Here is a 15,287-nt window from a genome sequence, read left to right on the forward strand (position 1 = left end):
GGAAATTTTTGTTGACTCCTGCCAAAACAATGCTATGATTACATCATGTGATATTATAAAAAGCAGGGGGCGACGTGATGGATTATAATAAGATAGTACAGGGTATTCTTGATATTGGAGAAGCGATGCTTGTGTGCGGAGCAGAGAATTTCAGACTGGAAGACAGTCTTTACAGGATGTGCAGGAGTTATGGATTTAAGCAGTATGATGTGTTTGCCATCCCCAGCAACATCCAGATAACGGTAGAAACGCCGGAAGGTGAAATCATTACCCAGATCCGGCACATTGAATCGACCGACATTGATTTCGACAGGCTGGACTATCTGAATAATCTGTCCAGATTTGTCTGTCAGAATAAACCGGATGAAAAGCAGATGCGCGAAAAGTATGAAGAGGTCATGAACAGGCCGCCGCAGAAGCCATATACAAAATATTTTGCTGCTGTAATGGGTGGTACCGGGTTTGCGGTCTTTTTTGGGTGTAATTTTCAGGATGCAATTGTTGCAGTAATTGTATCGCTTATGATCGTTATCGTGGGAGGGTGGCTTAGCAAAAGGGAAGAAAACCTGATGGTATATAACCTGATCCTGTCTTTTTTCTCGGAGGTTATCATTCTTCTGTCGGTCCACCTCGGACTAGGGAGCCATCCTGAGAGAATTATGATCGGTATCGTTATGCTGCTGATCAGCGGGCTTAGTACTACGAACGGGATTCGGGATGTGCTCCAGAGGGATTTCATCTCCGGCTCGATCAATATCATGAATTCGATACTCGGTGCTGCCGGTATCGCATGTGGTACTGCGCTTGCCCTTCTTCTTTTCAAAGAGGTATCACCGGAAGGCTATATATTGAACAATAACCTTACCATCCAGTTGATATCCTGTACGGTTGCCTGTATCGGATTTGCCTTCTGGTTTAAAATCCGCGGAAGGCAGGTTGTCTACTCAGGTGTAGGTGCATTCATCACATGGGGGATTTATGTGGCAGTCTATTATTTCTGGCCAAGCAACTTTTTAGCAACACTGGTGGCATCCGTCTTCGTTGCACTTTATGCGTTTATCATGTCCCGAATTAACCGGGCGCCGTCCACAATCTTTCTGACCGCCTCCGTATTCCCGCTGATCCCGGGACCCAATCTCTATTATATGATGTACGGATGTGTGAGCAGGGACTATAATATGGCAATTGACGAAACGATTATTCTGCTTGTCACTTGTCTGGCCATCGCTTTCGGATTTAACATCGTAGATATCCTATCGAGGTCAGTGATGAAACTCTTAAAAAGAGACTACCATATCGGGAAGAATTCGTAGTCAGAATAGAAATGATTACATAAGAACTTATTTTTATCAGAAAAGCTATCGTATCCGTACTGAATACGATAGCTTTTCTTTTTTATTCATCCTTCATAAATGTAATAGACACATCCTTCGGCAGCGCCAGTCTGCATTCCACTTCAATGCATTTGATAACCCCTGCGATAGCAGGGCAGGATGCATGTCCCGGCATGTGCTCTTCTGCATATTCATACAACGGTCCGGTTCCCGGTTTCCCCAGACAGACATCATATGCATCCCATGTGTCACCCAATACCTCTGTCATCTTCGCAATAGATTCGCAGGCAGATGAGATTTTCACCTGTACTTCCATCCCGTCCTCTGACACGGCCTCTACTCTTGTTTCTAAATTACACGGTCCCGGCTGAATCTTTACTTTTGTCATTCGTATACCTCCATTTCGATTAAAATGTACAAGCTATGTTACTGTCCACAGACTTCTGTAAATAGTATCCTAATTATATTCCCTCTCTGCCAGCCGCGTCAATCTAATCTGCATTGACAGAAAGCTTTTCCGCCGGTATAATATTTTTATTACATATGTAAGATTTGGAGGGTGCTTATGAAATCTTTACCTCAGATTACCGAAGCAGAATACGAAGTAATGAAAGTTGTTTGGGCCCGTGCGCCGATCAGTACGAATGATGTGACAGAACATCTGACAAAGATAACCGACTGGAAGCCGAAGACGATCCAGACACTGCTGAAACGTCTCGTAAACAAGGGCGCCCTGACTTATGAGAAGCAGGGCCGGGTGTTCGTCTACACCCCTTTAGTTGGAGAACATGAGTATATCAGCCAGGAAAGCAGTACCTTCCTGAACCGTTTTTTTCACGGCGATATCACTGCTATGGTATCCTCTTATCTGGAAAATGAACACCTGACAGAAAGTGAAATCGACTCGCTTCGTTCTCTCCTCTTTGAGGAAAAGGAATAAGGAGGAAAATAATTTGGCCGCATTCAGCATCCGGTTTTTGATCAGCAATCTCTATATTGCCTTGTTTATTGCCATCTTGTATATGGTGAAACATCTCATGAAGAAGCAGTTATCCGGACGTACGCAGTACCGGCTCTGGTTCTTCATGCTGTTTCTTCTGCCTTTTCCTTTCCTGCCTTTTCAACCTGCCGGTTTTTTCAGGATTTCCTCATGGATTTCCTCGCTGCAGAGGACCTCTTTGCATAATGCAGCTTCCGGGCAGCCCGCGGTTACAGGCCTGAACGTTGCTGCTACGGAACTGACAAGAGATCTCAGTGTATCCGTCACTGGTAATCCTGACCATCTTGGAACGGCAATACTCGGTCTCTGGCTTTTCGGAATAGGTGTCATGATTCTATATTTTTCTTATATGAAGATACATATGCACCGGATAGAACGCACTGCACTTCCTCTTCAGAATAAAGAGGCCAAAAGACTTTATGAGGACTGTAGGAAGGAACTGTTTATCCGCAGAGAAATACCGGTATACACTACTGCCTATATCAGCTCACCATTTACGGCCGGGATCCTGACCCCCCGCATTTACCTGCCCCTCCATCTGGTTTCAGACTTTTGCGGCAGTGATATGAGGTACATGTTCCTGCACGAGCTCCAGCACTATAAGCACAAGGACTCTCTCCTGAATTTCTTTATGAATCTGTCACTCACCGTATACTGGTTCAATCCGCTTGTATGGTATGCCTTAAAGCGTATGCGCGATGAACGGGAAGTGGCGTGTGACTCTTCCGTTTTGCAGATGCTTGGGGAAGATGAGTATAAGAATTATGGAATGGTCCTATTGAATTTTGCACGGAAGATGTCTGAAAGAACCATTCCTTTTGTTTCAGAAATGGGTGGAAACAAGAGTCATATAAAGGAGCGTATCTTAAATATTGCCTCTTACCACCGGTGCAGCACTAAGGAAAAGGTAAAAGGCATCTGCATCTGTATACTGGCAGCTGCCCTTTTGTTTATCTTTATCCCGCTGCTCCCTGCCCATGCCGAAAGCAGCGATTACGCCCCGGTCCCGGCAGGAACAGAAGACACCTCCTATGCAGACCTGCGTTCCCACTTTGGAACATATGATGGAAGCTTCGTGCTTTTTGATGCCTCTTCTGAGCATTGGACAATTTATAATAAGGACCTTGCACAGACTCGTTTTTCACCGGACTCTTCCTATAAAATATATGATGCACTGCAGGGTCTGGAGGCCGGGATCATCACACCCGGAAATTCGCAGATGGCATGGGATGGAAGCACGTACCCATTCGATTCCTGGATGGCAGACCAGAATCTGGATACTGCCATGCATAACTCAGTCAACTGGTATTTCCAGTCCATTGACAGCAGACTGGACAGAGCTTCCGTAAAAGAGTACCTCCACAGAATCGGTTATGGTAATGAACAGGTGTCTGGGGACCTTACCACCTACTGGCTGGAATCTGATCTAAAAATTTCGCCTTCTGAACAGGTGGCTCTTTTGAGAGACTTCTATTATAACAAATTCGGGTTCGCCCCGGAAAACATTGAGGCAGTGAAGAAAGCAATTCTCACTGCCTCCGGCCCTGAGGGCTCCCTGTATGGAAAGACAGGCACCGGGCAGATCGACGGGCAGGAAATCCGGGGCTGGTTCATTGGATTCATTGAGCGGTCCGAGAATCCGGTCTTCTTCGCCTGCTATATACAGGATGAGGAAGAAGCTACGGGAAGCAGGGCCTCCGATATCACATATTCTATACTGGAAGACATGAATATCTGGACCCCGGAGCCATAAAACTAATCATTGTTTCTGCTTCTTGTCAGGCTTCTTCCAAAACCCTTTCCACATCAGCCAATGCCGGCATTCCCGACTGGGCCCCGTATTTCTGTACGGAAAGCCCTGCTGCCGCATTGGCAAATCTCAGCGCCTCTTTCTCACTCATATTTTTAGATAGCCCCACGCAGAAGGCGCCATTTAAAGTATCCCCTGCCCCCGTTGTGTCCTTCACATCCACCTTCATGGCCGGAATGGTAATGATCCCCTCTTCTTTAAGGTTTACGCTGACCCCTTTTTCTCCCCGGGTCACGACCAGTTTTTCGGGGTAATGCATAAGAAGGTCATCCATGCTTTCTGCTTTTTCTCCCCAGATTACTCCTGCTTCATGCTCATTTGGTGTCATATAGGTGATCATATCCAGAAGCTCTCTGTCCAGTGTTCTTGCCGGCGCAGGGTTCCAGATGATCTTCTTATTGCATTTATGACACATACGGATCACATACTCTACCGTTTCTTCCGGTATCTCATTTTGTAGGACAATGATATCGGCTTTTAGTATACTTTCCCTGTTGGCCTCTGCATAAGCTATACTGACACAGTCATTAGCCCCTGCTATGATCACAATCGTGTTATCGCCCTCACCGACAGTTATGACAGCCTGTCCCGTTGGCACACCCTCCACAGTCTGTATTTTTTCTGTATTTACTCCACACGCTGACATATGGTCAATCAATTCTTTTCCAACCGCATCATTTCCTGTGCAGCCGTACATCGTAACACTGGCTCCAAGTTTTGCCATTGCAACTGCCTGGTTTGCCCCCTTGCCACCCGGCTGGTACTCTATCCCGCCGCCCGCGATTGTTTCTCCTTTCCGTGGAATCCTGTCCGCATGAACAATCATATCCATGTTCATACTTCCTACTACAGCTATTTCCATATTCTTCTCCTATCTTAATGCATTTGTAAGTTCTTCCCGGAACAAGATGCTGCCCGGCAGGTTCATCCGCTCTGCCACCTGTGCAATCTGTGGCTTTTTGATTCTGGACTCCTCCACAATCGCAGAATTCCAGAAAATCTCCTTGGCAGTTCCGTCCGCTATAATATTCTTGTGTGCCATTGCTACAATCCTCGGGAAATTTTTTGCGACAAAATCCATATCATGTGTAATGGCAATGACACCGGTCCCATCCCTTTTCAGTTCTTTGATAATATTCTCAAGAATCTCATTCCCCCGCTTATCCTGGCCAGCCGTCGGTTCATCCAGAATCAGGTATTTTGGCTGTGTCGCGATAATCGCTGCAATTGCTACAAACTTCCGGATTGCATAAGGAATATCCAGAGGGTTCATTTTCAGATAATGACTGATTCCTGTCATTTCAATCGCCCTGCTGCTTCTCTTTTTCACCTCTTCTTCTGAAAGCTTCATATAACGCGGCATATATTCTATCTCTGCAAGCGCCGTACTATTGAAGATCTGGTCATCTGGATTCTGGAAGACATATCCCACCGTTTTAGAAATCCACGCACAGCTTTTTTCCTTTGTATTCACGCCGTCAACCAGCACATCCCCCTTCGATGGCTTATTCAGACCGTTCATCAGCTTCACGGCTGTCGTTTTCCCCGCACCATTCTGCCCGACAATCGACAGAAGTTCTCCGTCCTTTATAACAAGATTCAGACCCTCATTTGCCACATATCCGTTCGGATAGGCAAAGGAAACATCCTTAAGTTCAATTGCCATCAGTCATACGCCCCCTTCCCCTGACAAGCCTGACCGCCTGTTCTACTGTAATCGGAATCTCCGGAAGCGGCATCCCTGCCCTGCCCATCTCATGCCCCCACACTGCTACCTGGGGAATCAAAGCACCATAATCCAGTAATTCCATTCTGGAGAGGATATCCTTCGTCTCACCTGAGCACACAATCTGTCCCTTCTCCATCACGATAATCTCGTCACAATACTCTGCAATCAGATCGATTTTATGTTCAACCAGAATGATTGTTTTTCCGGCCTGTTTCAGCTTTCTGATAATCTCAAACACGTTTTCCGTCCCCTGCGGGTCCAACTGGCTGGTTGGCTCATCAATGACAAGCATATCGTTATCCATCACTATGATGGATGCGAATGCAACTCTCTGCCGCTGGCCCCCGGAAAGCTCATTCGGGTTTTTTGTCATCAGATCCTCTATCCCCAGCAGTTCCAGCACATCCTCCACCTTCCGGATGATCTCATTTTTTTCAACTCCAAGATTCTCCAGTCCCATCGCCACTTCTTCGAAAACAGTACTTTTGATCCCGCTCATCTGATTAAACGGATTCTGAAAAACATAGCCAATCTTCACTGCCAGTTCTTCTACATTATGCTCCTTGATGTCTGTCCCGAAAACCTTCGCGCTGCCTTCCAGCTCACCATTATAAAAGTGGGGAATCAGCCCTCTGATCAGATTACACAATGTTGTTTTTCCTCCGCCGTTTTCACCGATCAGGCCATAAAATTTCCCTTCTTCAAACTGGAAATTGATTTCTTTCAGGGCATATTCATCCGTCAGAGGATACTTATAATTTACGTTCTTAAATTCTGCAACAACCATCTTCAATCCTCCTTATCCGAATACCTGATAAATCTTAAATACAACCAGAAGTACAAAACAAATATCTGTCAGAATCACGACAACCTTTTCTGGGAGCGGCACCGGCCGCAGTTCTCTTAAAAAGGTGTGTCCGCATTTCACGGAAAAAGCTCTCGCATCCATCGCAATTGATTTTTCTTCCGTACTTGAAATAGCTCCAAGGACAAGCGGTCCCAGAATCGGGAAAAATGCTTTAATTCTGTTAAGGACATTCCCTTCTGTCTCAATGCCGCGGGCTTTCTGGGATTCCATGATCAGGTCCGTGTTCTTTTTCAAGTCAATAATTGTCTGGAATGAGGCCAGCACAATATACGATATTTCATGCGAAACGCCCTTTTTTTCCAACGCATACATCAGGTCCCGCATCTCTGTCGTTACAAAGAACAAAACGATTGCACCGGAAAATCCAAGCAGGTAGGAAGCTGTGTTCAAACCGTTGATGAGCGCTTCCTTTGTAACAGGAAGCACCCCGAACAGTTCAAATAATACCGTCGTTCCGGACACGGAAAACTGACGGATGACCAGTGTGAAAAATCCAAAGATCAGTACAATCACACTGAATGGTTTCATAAACTGTTTTCCCCGTCCAACTGCAAACGCAAGTATACAGAATAGGATACACAGGCTGAATCCATATTTCCAGTTATTCAGCAGCATACTGGAAAATCCGAGTGCCAACAATATATTCAGTTTTGACAAAGGATTAAAATTGATAAACCAATTGTCAAACTTCTGATATTCCCGAAATGAATCAATAAAACTTTTCTCCACGCTTTTCACTCCTTATTTTTTGATATAAACATTTCCAAGACGCAGTTTCACAAGGAACCGGTTTGGCATACTCTTCAGGATAAAGAAGGTTGCCAGAATTGCCAGGAATTTATCCGCAACATCCATACAGATCGCTGCGACCATTTCTGCCAGGAATTTCGGCAGCCCGACTACAGAATGCAGCGGAATTGCAAAAAGCGCTGTTGTATCCGTTGCAAAGTTGAAACCAAACAGAATCCATGTAATGCAGGAGTTCATGACTCCCCCGATCAGTGCAAATAAGAATGCGGCCAGGATGGACTTCCATAAGGTACAGAATACTTTCCGCTTAGACAGGTATGCTGCCAGTACACCATAGATTGCACTGATGACCCCGTACCAGATATAAGTAGGATATGTAATCGAATTGATGGTATTAGAAATAACACCGACTACTGCGCCGGGCAGTCCCCCACAGAGGGCACCCACCACGATGGTTCCTATCGCGTCCAGATACACCGGCAGTTTCAGGAGCATCGCGATTTGTGCTCCGATAAAGTTAAGTGCCACGCCGATAGGGATCAGAAATACTGATAATTTGTCCATTTTTTTCATATTGATTTTCTCCTTTTCCTTTTATCTTGTCAGCTTCTCAACCAGGTCCTCCAGAAGATTATCCCGGTTGATATAATATACATACTTATAAAAGTGGCCGTCTTTCCTGACTGAATACCGGTTGTCATATTCCGGAACCGGGGCATATTCGATCCGGTCATTCATCAGGTCTTTCCCAATCAGCCAGCCGACTGCCGTCACATCCCATATCGGCCTGCTCCAGGTTTTCCCTGCACCGCATGAGACAGCCTCTTGTTCCGTAAAATCTGCCAGATAATCACAAAGTGGATTTTTCCCCCGCAAATGAGTTTCCAGTTCCGGCCCGCTGACGGTAAATGCAGAAACCACACCCATACACGGAAGCTGTACGAGAGGGACCCCGCATCCGAATACAATCCTTGCACCTGCAATGTCCTGATACAAATTATATTCCCTGTTATTGGGCCAGTCATGGGCATTTCCGCCCAGCCAGACAAGAACGATCCGATTGATAATCTCCGGGTTCATCAGAATTGCAGATGCAACATTTGTTATGGCTGCAATCGCTACCACATACAAGGGATGCTCTTCGGAATAGTTCATGGCACGCCTGGCGAGATCTCTGGCTGCGTCTGAAACCACGGGTGTATGTTCATCCTGCAGGTAGTCTTCTGAACCTTTATAAACACTCCCGTACATATCCTCCCGTCCCATCAGTTCCAGCACATGTCTGATTTCCTCATAGCTCTTTTCCATGCCATCCTTCGGCCCGTCTGACTTACAGTTTGTAAATGGTGCTGCGTAGATAGCTTTTACCCGGACCGATTCTTCAGATTTCAGCATATATGCCAGTGCATACTGGTCATCTATTTCATTGTAAGTATCCGTATCAAGCACAGCATCCACGATCTCACCGGGTTTTTCCAGCCGTTTCAGAATCCGGATATTGCGCTCACTCTGAAACACTCCGCCCTCAGATAGTCCTGCAAACTCCTCCCATTCCTTCTTCAATTCTTCATTTACCATTTAACCTGCCTCCCTTTCATCCTTTTTCAAATATTTTGTATAAATCTCTTCTTCATAGATGTCCACCGCTTTTCTGTCCGGCAGTGCAGGCTGGACTCCATATCTGGTCACACTCAGGCCGGATGCATAGATCGCGAATCCTATAGACTGTATGATGTTCTTGCCCTCGCTGAGATAAACCGCCAAAGCACTTATGAAGGAATCTGCACCCCCTGTCGTATCTACCGGTTCGAACCCTGTCCCTTCAAAATACATGGACGTCCCTGCATTCCTGAAATAACAGCCCCTTGCCCCAAGCGTAACGATTACATTGCCGATTCCCTTTTCAAGCAGCATCTCGGCCTTTTCCTCCAGACTGTTTCCGTTTGGCATAAATATATTTAATTCATGCTCATTCGGTACAAAATAATCAACATACAGGAGAAGTTCCTCTTTAATCTTTTCAACTGCTGATGGTTTCAGTATCACCTCTGTTTTATTTCTCTTGCAGAATTTCATGGTATATTCTGCGATGTCTCCCGGAATTTCCAGAGACAGCAGACAGTATTTTGCACTCTCAAACAGATATTTGAAACGGTTGATGTGGGAAATGCTTAAATTCCGGTTCGCCCCCGGATATACCACAATCGTACTTTCCCCGGACCGCTCTACATTAATGTATGCTTTACCGCTTGGCATTGCGTTATCGAAAAGTACGCCGTCCATGTGCACATGATTCTCCGTCAGGCTCGTATAAAGCTGTTTGCCGTCCATATCATTTCCGAGACATCCGATCATGTAGACCTGACCTCCCAGCTTGCCGACGCCGACAGCCTGGTTCCCGCCTTTCCCGCCTGGATATACATAGACCCTCTCGGCAATCTGTGTTTCCCCATTGACAGGAATTCTGGATACCTCAATCGTCACATCCATATTCATACTGCCTACCACAATGATTTTTTCCCCCTGCTTTGTCTGGGCCGGTTCTGCAATACTTCCCCGCTCTGTAACCGATGGCGGATATCTCCTCATAACCTCAATTTGTTTCTCATTCTGAATCATTTCAGTCAGGTATTCCACCGCATCTCTAGCCATGTTTTCAGCAGGAAGCTTCACTGTGGTTATTCCATTTCCCAGCATCTCCATCAGCCTGTCGTCACCGATTGCAATTACAGAAAGCTCGTCCGGAATCACCGTACGGCTTCTCTCCAGCACCTTGCAGACACAATAGGCAATCTCCTGTGACCCGCAGACAACCGCTGTCACGTTCTCGCTCATGCACTGGCTGACCCCATATTTTTCAATCTCTTTAACTGTTTCTCCTTCATATATCCATACCGGCTGTACCGGGAAATTGTTATCCTGCATTGCCTGTTTATATCCATTCAGAATACTTCTTTCGTTTTTGTAAATAATACATGCGATTTTTTGATGCCCTGCCCTGATAAGACGTTCAGCCGCAAGCTTTCCCGCTTCCGAAAGCCGGTAATAGAAAGTTGCCTTCTGCCGTTCATCAAACTCCTTTGTACAGGACAGGTAGACCGATGCATTTTCAAATTTTGTGCCCGTGATCAGCTGCTCTGAATCAAGCAGAATGCCTGCAATCTTTCTGCGCGCCATCTCATCGACACCCTGTTTCATTTCCTTTATCCCGTCCACATAGCTGACAGCCAGATTAAACCCTGCCTCCCGGGCCGCTTTCTCAGCGCTCATCACAAGTGCTTCCCGCTCTCTGTTATCCTTTCTTACCAGAAAACCAAGTAAATGATTCTTCAGACCTTCTTTTTCCCGGTATTTCAAATACGGAACATAATTCTCTTCCTCTATTACCTTCAGGACCTTCCTCTTAGTCTCCTCACTGATATCCTTATCTTTGCCATTCATTACTTTTGAAACTGTCGATGCAGATACGCCGGCAAGTTTCGCAATATCATTTATATTCATCTTTACCTCCTTTCGTTTATTTTGTTATTCAACAAGTTTAGTAAATTATTTTTGTTGTTTGAATCTTATCATTTTATGAATTTTAAATCAATATTTCTATTGAACGAAAGTATTTTCCGACACATTCAACAAAACCACTGGTTTCCGAAACATTTTTCGCTCCGTAGTTTCTGGTAAAATTGCCGATGAAAAAATTCAAATATTTTTACAGGAAAAAGAACGCACAAAAAAGGATGAAAGCTTATATTCTCATTTCAGCTTTCATCCTATTTAGTGGCCTCTTCCGCCTCTTTATTTTTTCTTTATCGTGAAATCCCCGCTCACTGAATCAAGGTTAAAAGATGCCCCGCCATCTTTATATGTTCCCCGTTCATCCGCATGTGTCACTCCAAAGTCACAGTTAAATGACCCGCTTACGGTATCCAGATGGTAAGTAAACCCGTCATTCTCAGGTATCGCCAGTATAAAATCCCCGCTTACACTGTCCGTTTTGATTTTATCCGGACATGTACTTGATTCTATCTCTACATCACCAGATACTGTATCGGATTCTACCTTCCGGCAGCTGCCCTTTACATTTACACTTCCGCTCGTGGTATTTGTGTTCAGCTTATCCTCCACTGTCACGTCAAGTCCTGTCAGGCAGCCGCTGGTGCTGTCCATCTCCAGTTTTGCTGTTTTGCACTTTTCCAGTTCGAAATCGCCGGAAGTTGAATTCAGATTAAACCTGTCTGCCGTAATCCCTTTGATGCGTGTGTTTGAGGAAATGGTATCTATTCCCACATACCCCAGCCTTTTCCCTGTTTCCTCTGGGATCTTTACTGTCAGTTCTTTACTCAGGCTCTTTCCCATTGACAGCATTTTTTTCTGTGCCTTCTGGTATTGTATCTTCAGCCTTCCATTTTTGTTGTAATAGTGAAGCTGCTCATTTTCCTTCAAATCTCTTGAAGCCTTCTCATAAAACTGAACCGTATCACCATCATATACTTCAACCCTGACACTTCCACTCATCCAGTTAATATCCAGATCGTTTATCTCGCTTCCGTCTATTTTTCCGGCCCCTGCCTGATATTTTCCGGAATCCGGATAATAATACCCGCTGCTGAATCCGATGTTGAACCAATGGAAATTACCTGTCAAACCGAGTACCAGTATGATGACCAGCGCTGCTGCCGCAACAGACCAGGCTATAATCCGAATGATTGCTGATTGTCTTCTATCCATGTCCCCACCCTACCTTTTTAATTCAAATACAGCCTTCAGAATTCCTTCAACTGCAACACCAATCAGGAAAATCACCCATGTGATGTGCCATGCCATCGTCCAGAAACTAATCAGTATATAAATCACAACGATCAGTGCCCACAATGCACTGCTGATCGCCCTGAATGCCCTTCTGGCGGAATCGGTCTGCTGCTGCCACTCTCTGAATTCATCTACAATAGAGTCATCGGCGCGGTGATAATATGGCTTTGTCAAGTTATTATAAATAAGGATTGCTGTTGCCACACCAATCATGCTAAACATCAGTGCCGGGGCAATGCTGTCCTCATAAGCGCTTCCTGACATCAATATCGGAGGTAACAGACACATAATGTACAATGCAACTGCCACGGAAATCCGAAGTGCTGACTTCCTCCTCCATTTGTCCATCTTTTCGTCATATACAGGCTGCATATCCGTATTCTCATTCTGGAGCCCCGCAAGCAGTTCATCCATATCTCCGATAGTTGCAACTGCAATGTTATAGGCAGCCTCCTCCGTCTTTCCTTCTTTTAGCAGATCATGGTATTTGTCGACCAGATTCTGCAGAATCTCTTCCTTTAACTCCACTGTCTTTCTCGTTGGCTTCACATCCCTGAACAGGTGGTCCATATATGCCCTCAGTTTATCTTCCATCTTGCCTCTCCTCTCCACTTTTGATCAGAATATCTATCAGCTCTTTGGCTTCGTCCCATTCTTTCTTCATCTGATCATATGCCTGACGCCCTTCCGGGGTGATTGTATAATAGCGTCTCCTTGCCCCTGTATTCTCGTTTCCCCAATAGGAACAGATATACCCTGCCCCCTCCAGCCTCCGAAAGGCGGTATACAGTGTTGCTTCCTTTAATTCATAATTATTATTTGTCTTCACCTGAATATCCTTGTTAATCTTATAGCCATAGCTGTCCTCCCTTGTCAGGTGTGCCAGGATGATAGTATCTGTATGCCCGCGGATTAAATCTGAAGCGATTGACATATACATACCTCCTTTCTTATACTTACATTTAAACATATGATACCTCGCCTGTCAAGGTATATATTTGAATAAACCAATCCATATGAACAAAGCGGTAATAAAAATACTGCCCATGAATTCTCAGCTTCATGGGCAGTATCTTTATTTCTTAATTTCTTTCTCGGCAGATAATGCCTGCCTTGTCTCATGGATATTCCTGATATATTGCTCCTGGTTCTTTAGTGCAATTGCAGTTACAACTACATCTATGATGGCAAGCATGGCAACGCGGGAACTTGAAGGTTCCTGCTTGTAAGAGGTTTCTCTCGCCCTCACCTCAAAGACCAGATCCGCCATTTTCCCCAAAAGGGATTCTTTGAACGAGGTAATCAATACTGTCTTGGTTTTATTTTTCTTCGCAATATTTATTACTTCCGCAAAATGCTTTGTAGTCCCTGAATTTGAAAAGATGATAATTAGGTCTTTCTTTCCAAGCAGCGCCGCACGCATTAGCTGAATATGGGAATCTATACACACCCAGGTATTGATGCCCGTCCTTAAAAACTTATTTTCTCCATCGATGGCAACTGTACCTGATCCACCCAGTCCGTAGAACTCTACTTTTCCGCCCCTGCACAAAAGCTGGAGCAGTTCTTCCATATTCTTATAGTTTATATAAGTAAATGTCTGCTGCAATGCAAGAATATGGGAGTTAACAACCTTCTGCGAGATTTCCTGCAGTGAATCGGACTCCAAAATCTCTTCATGTATAATCTTTAATGTTTCATTTGTATAATTGCTTCCCTGTGCCAGAGCAATTTTGAAGTCCTGATAGCCGTCGAAATCAAGCTTTCGGCAAAAACGTACAACTGTCGGTTCTGAAACATTGACCTGCTTTGCAAGGCTCGCAATTGACAGACGCATCGTCTCATCTGAATTTTCCAGAACGTATCCTGCCACTTTCTGTTCTGCCTTGCTTAACATATCAAACAACTCCTGAATACGCAGTAATACTTCATTTTTTGAATGTAAGATCATAAGTGAATCCTCCCCAAAGTCATCCTGTTTTCCGGGATTACACAATTATCTTACCACAGGAAACTGTCAAGTACAATTAATTTCAGACATTCAGCATGTGTTCGGGATTCTTCTCAATCAAAACTTCAACCAGATGTTCTGATACGATTCTGGTAACATTCTTCATTGTTTCTATGGTAGAAGCCCCTATATGAGGAGTCATTGTTATGTCTAGTTCCCGAAGCGGAGATTCTAAATCCAGAGGCTCCTCTGCAAAAGCATCCAGTGCCGCCCCGCGAATCCTTTTTTCCCTAAGCGCCTCAATCAGCGCATCTGTCTCTATAAGGCCCCCTCTGGCGGTATTGACTATAATGACCTCTTTTTTCATCTGTCTTAAACTTGTTTCATTGATTATGCCCTGTGTACTTTCCAACAAGGGCAGGTTAAGGCTGACAAAATCACTTTCCCTGTAAATCTGATTAACGTCATCTACCAATTCCACCTGAAACGCCTTACACCACTTCAGATCAGGAGCTGCATCATAGGCCAGCACACGCATCCGGAATCCTTGCAACAGCTCTACAAACCGCCTTCCAATAGCTCCCAGTCCAAGCACTCCGATCGTTTTCCCGGAAATCTCCACCCCTACCTCTCTTTCCCATCTCCCCTGATCAATCAGGCGGGAATGTTTTACAACTTTCCTTGCCTCGCACAGCAAAATCCCCAGATTCAGTTCTGCAACTGCCTGCGCATTGGCTCCCGGGCAGTTTCCCACATAGATATGCCGCTTTGATGCCTCCGCAACATCGATATGATCCACCCCGGTACCGTTCATATGTATGACTTTCAGCTTCTTTCCTGCCTCCAGAACCGTTTTATCAATCCTGTCTATTCCGCAGACCAGTGCATCATAATCTGGAACTGCCTCTGCTATTTGTTCACTTGACATATTGCTCACAGATGCTCTTTCAATTTCAATTCCTTTCTCCTTAAGTTCCTCAATAATTTCAGGATTATATCTTGCAAATGATTTTGAAGTTACTAACACTTTATACATATT

Annotated in this window: 16 protein-coding genes and 1 pseudogene; 3 read left to right on the top strand and 14 right to left on the bottom strand. The window is 44.9% G+C overall.

All coding sequences use genetic code 11. The annotated features are described in order from the left end of the window. Window positions 1-77: 77 nt before the first annotated feature. Window positions 78-1,313 carry a threonine/serine exporter family protein gene (locus DWX43_RS04770; protein WP_118619157.1) on the top strand — a complete coding sequence of 412 codons (1,236 nt, stop codon included), beginning with the start codon at window positions 78-80 and terminating at the stop codon, window positions 1,311-1,313. Between the two features lie 82 nt (window positions 1,314-1,395). Here the strand turns inward: DWX43_RS04770 and DWX43_RS04775 are convergent, their stop codons facing one another. Beyond that, on the bottom strand, window positions 1,396-1,722 hold the full coding sequence (locus DWX43_RS04775) for a hypothetical protein (protein ID WP_118619159.1): 327 nt from the start codon (window positions 1,720-1,722) through the stop codon (window positions 1,396-1,398). Between the two features lie 177 nt (window positions 1,723-1,899). Between DWX43_RS04775 and DWX43_RS04780 the strand changes: the two genes are divergently transcribed. Both DWX43_RS04780 and DWX43_RS04785 read left to right on the top strand, forming a co-directional pair. Beyond that, window positions 1,900-2,274, top strand: a complete 375-nt coding sequence (locus DWX43_RS04780; protein ID WP_109729483.1) for a BlaI/MecI/CopY family transcriptional regulator — start codon at window positions 1,900-1,902, stop codon at window positions 2,272-2,274. Between the two features lie 13 nt (window positions 2,275-2,287). Beyond that, on the top strand, window positions 2,288-4,087 hold the full coding sequence (locus DWX43_RS04785; protein ID WP_118619161.1) for a BlaR1 family beta-lactam sensor/signal transducer: 1,800 nt from the start codon (window positions 2,288-2,290) through the stop codon (window positions 4,085-4,087). 25 nt (window positions 4,088-4,112) lie between these two features. Here the strand turns inward: DWX43_RS04785 and rbsK are convergent, their stop codons facing one another. The 13 genes and pseudogenes from rbsK to DWX43_RS04845 form a co-directional block, all read right to left on the bottom strand. Further along, window positions 4,113-5,006 carry a ribokinase gene (gene rbsK, locus DWX43_RS04790; RefSeq protein ID WP_118619163.1) on the bottom strand — a complete coding sequence of 298 codons (894 nt, stop codon included), beginning with the start codon at window positions 5,004-5,006 and terminating at the stop codon, window positions 4,113-4,115. A 9-nt stretch (window positions 5,007-5,015) separates the two neighbouring features. Further along, window positions 5,016-5,810, bottom strand: a complete 795-nt coding sequence (locus DWX43_RS04795) for an ABC transporter ATP-binding protein (RefSeq protein ID WP_182440621.1) — start codon at window positions 5,808-5,810, stop codon at window positions 5,016-5,018. After that, window positions 5,800-6,660: an ABC transporter ATP-binding protein gene (locus tag DWX43_RS04800; RefSeq protein ID WP_118619167.1), complete on the bottom strand. Its 861-nt coding sequence runs from the start codon at window positions 6,658-6,660 to the stop codon at window positions 5,800-5,802. The genes DWX43_RS04795 and DWX43_RS04800 overlap by 11 nt, the downstream gene beginning before the upstream one ends. Before the next feature lie 12 nt (window positions 6,661-6,672). Beyond that, window positions 6,673-7,470: an energy-coupling factor transporter transmembrane component T gene (locus DWX43_RS04805; protein WP_109729488.1), complete on the bottom strand. Its 798-nt coding sequence runs from the start codon at window positions 7,468-7,470 to the stop codon at window positions 6,673-6,675. Between the two features lie 12 nt (window positions 7,471-7,482). Beyond that, entirely contained in the window at window positions 7,483-8,064 is a 582-nt protein-coding gene (locus DWX43_RS04810) for a hypothetical protein (protein WP_109729489.1), read from the bottom strand. 21 nt (window positions 8,065-8,085) lie between these two features. Beyond that, a complete protein-coding gene (locus DWX43_RS04815; protein WP_118619169.1) occupies window positions 8,086-9,069 on the bottom strand; it encodes a nucleoside hydrolase in 984 nt (327 codons plus the stop codon). After that, on the bottom strand, window positions 9,070-10,761 hold the full coding sequence (locus tag DWX43_RS04820) for a PfkB family carbohydrate kinase (RefSeq protein ID WP_279220783.1): 1,692 nt from the start codon (window positions 10,759-10,761) through the stop codon (window positions 9,070-9,072). Window positions 10,762-10,863: 102 nt separating this feature from the next. Then, window positions 10,864-10,998: pseudogene (locus DWX43_RS27530) on the bottom strand (LacI family DNA-binding transcriptional regulator); the annotation flags it as partial. Window positions 10,999-11,283: 285 nt separating this feature from the next. Further along, window positions 11,284-12,216: a DUF4097 family beta strand repeat-containing protein gene (locus DWX43_RS04825; protein ID WP_118619173.1), complete on the bottom strand. Its 933-nt coding sequence runs from the start codon at window positions 12,214-12,216 to the stop codon at window positions 11,284-11,286. 9 nt (window positions 12,217-12,225) lie between these two features. After that, window positions 12,226-12,891: a permease prefix domain 1-containing protein gene (locus DWX43_RS04830; protein WP_109729493.1), complete on the bottom strand. Its 666-nt coding sequence runs from the start codon at window positions 12,889-12,891 to the stop codon at window positions 12,226-12,228. Continuing rightward, complete coding sequence (locus DWX43_RS04835; protein ID WP_109729494.1) at window positions 12,881-13,231, bottom strand: PadR family transcriptional regulator; 351 nt, start codon at window positions 13,229-13,231, stop codon at window positions 12,881-12,883. Before DWX43_RS04835 ends, DWX43_RS04830 begins: the two co-directional genes overlap by 11 nt. Before the next feature lie 141 nt (window positions 13,232-13,372). Continuing rightward, window positions 13,373-14,248: a MurR/RpiR family transcriptional regulator gene (locus tag DWX43_RS04840; RefSeq protein ID WP_109729495.1), complete on the bottom strand. Its 876-nt coding sequence runs from the start codon at window positions 14,246-14,248 to the stop codon at window positions 13,373-13,375. A gap of 82 nt (window positions 14,249-14,330) precedes the next feature. Then, window positions 14,331-15,284: a phosphoglycerate dehydrogenase gene (locus DWX43_RS04845; protein ID WP_182440622.1), complete on the bottom strand. Its 954-nt coding sequence runs from the start codon at window positions 15,282-15,284 to the stop codon at window positions 14,331-14,333. Window positions 15,285-15,287: the final 3 nt, after the last annotated feature.

The organism is Clostridium sp. AF19-22AC (assembly GCF_003479085.1).
Classification (GTDB): domain Bacteria; phylum Bacillota; class Clostridia; order Lachnospirales; family Lachnospiraceae; genus Faecalicatena_A; species Faecalicatena_A orotica.

Bases quoted from the DNA above. Each gene is read 5' to 3' on its own strand.
- DWX43_RS04820 (WP_279220783.1), bottom strand. From the start codon at position 10,761: ATGAGCGCTGAGAAAGCGGCCCGGGAGGCAGGGTTTAATCTGGCTGTC.
- DWX43_RS04795 (WP_182440621.1), bottom strand. From the start codon at position 5,810: ATGGCAATTGAACTTAAGGATGTTTCCTTTGCCTATCCGAACGGATAT.
- DWX43_RS04830 (WP_109729493.1), bottom strand. From the start codon at position 12,891: ATGGAAGATAAACTGAGGGCATATATGGACCACCTGTTCAGGGATGTG.
- DWX43_RS04845 (WP_182440622.1), bottom strand. From the start codon at position 15,284: ATGTATAAAGTGTTAGTAACTTCAAAATCATTTGCAAGATATAATCCT.
- DWX43_RS04825 (WP_118619173.1), bottom strand. From the start codon at position 12,216: ATGGATAGAAGACAATCAGCAATCATTCGGATTATAGCCTGGTCTGTT.
- DWX43_RS04840 (WP_109729495.1), bottom strand. From the start codon at position 14,248: ATGATCTTACATTCAAAAAATGAAGTATTACTGCGTATTCAGGAGTTG.
- DWX43_RS04775 (WP_118619159.1), bottom strand. From the start codon at position 1,722: ATGACAAAAGTAAAGATTCAGCCGGGACCGTGTAATTTAGAAACAAGA.
- DWX43_RS04780 (WP_109729483.1), top strand. From the start codon at position 1,900: ATGAAATCTTTACCTCAGATTACCGAAGCAGAATACGAAGTAATGAAA.
- rbsK (WP_118619163.1), bottom strand. From the start codon at position 5,006: ATGGAAATAGCTGTAGTAGGAAGTATGAACATGGATATGATTGTTCAT.
- DWX43_RS04815 (WP_118619169.1), bottom strand. From the start codon at position 9,069: ATGGTAAATGAAGAATTGAAGAAGGAATGGGAGGAGTTTGCAGGACTA.
- DWX43_RS04810 (WP_109729489.1), bottom strand. From the start codon at position 8,064: ATGAAAAAAATGGACAAATTATCAGTATTTCTGATCCCTATCGGCGTG.
- DWX43_RS04800 (WP_118619167.1), bottom strand. From the start codon at position 6,660: ATGGTTGTTGCAGAATTTAAGAACGTAAATTATAAGTATCCTCTGACG.
- DWX43_RS04835 (WP_109729494.1), bottom strand. From the start codon at position 13,231: ATGTCAATCGCTTCAGATTTAATCCGCGGGCATACAGATACTATCATC.
- DWX43_RS04770 (WP_118619157.1), top strand. From the start codon at position 78: ATGGATTATAATAAGATAGTACAGGGTATTCTTGATATTGGAGAAGCG.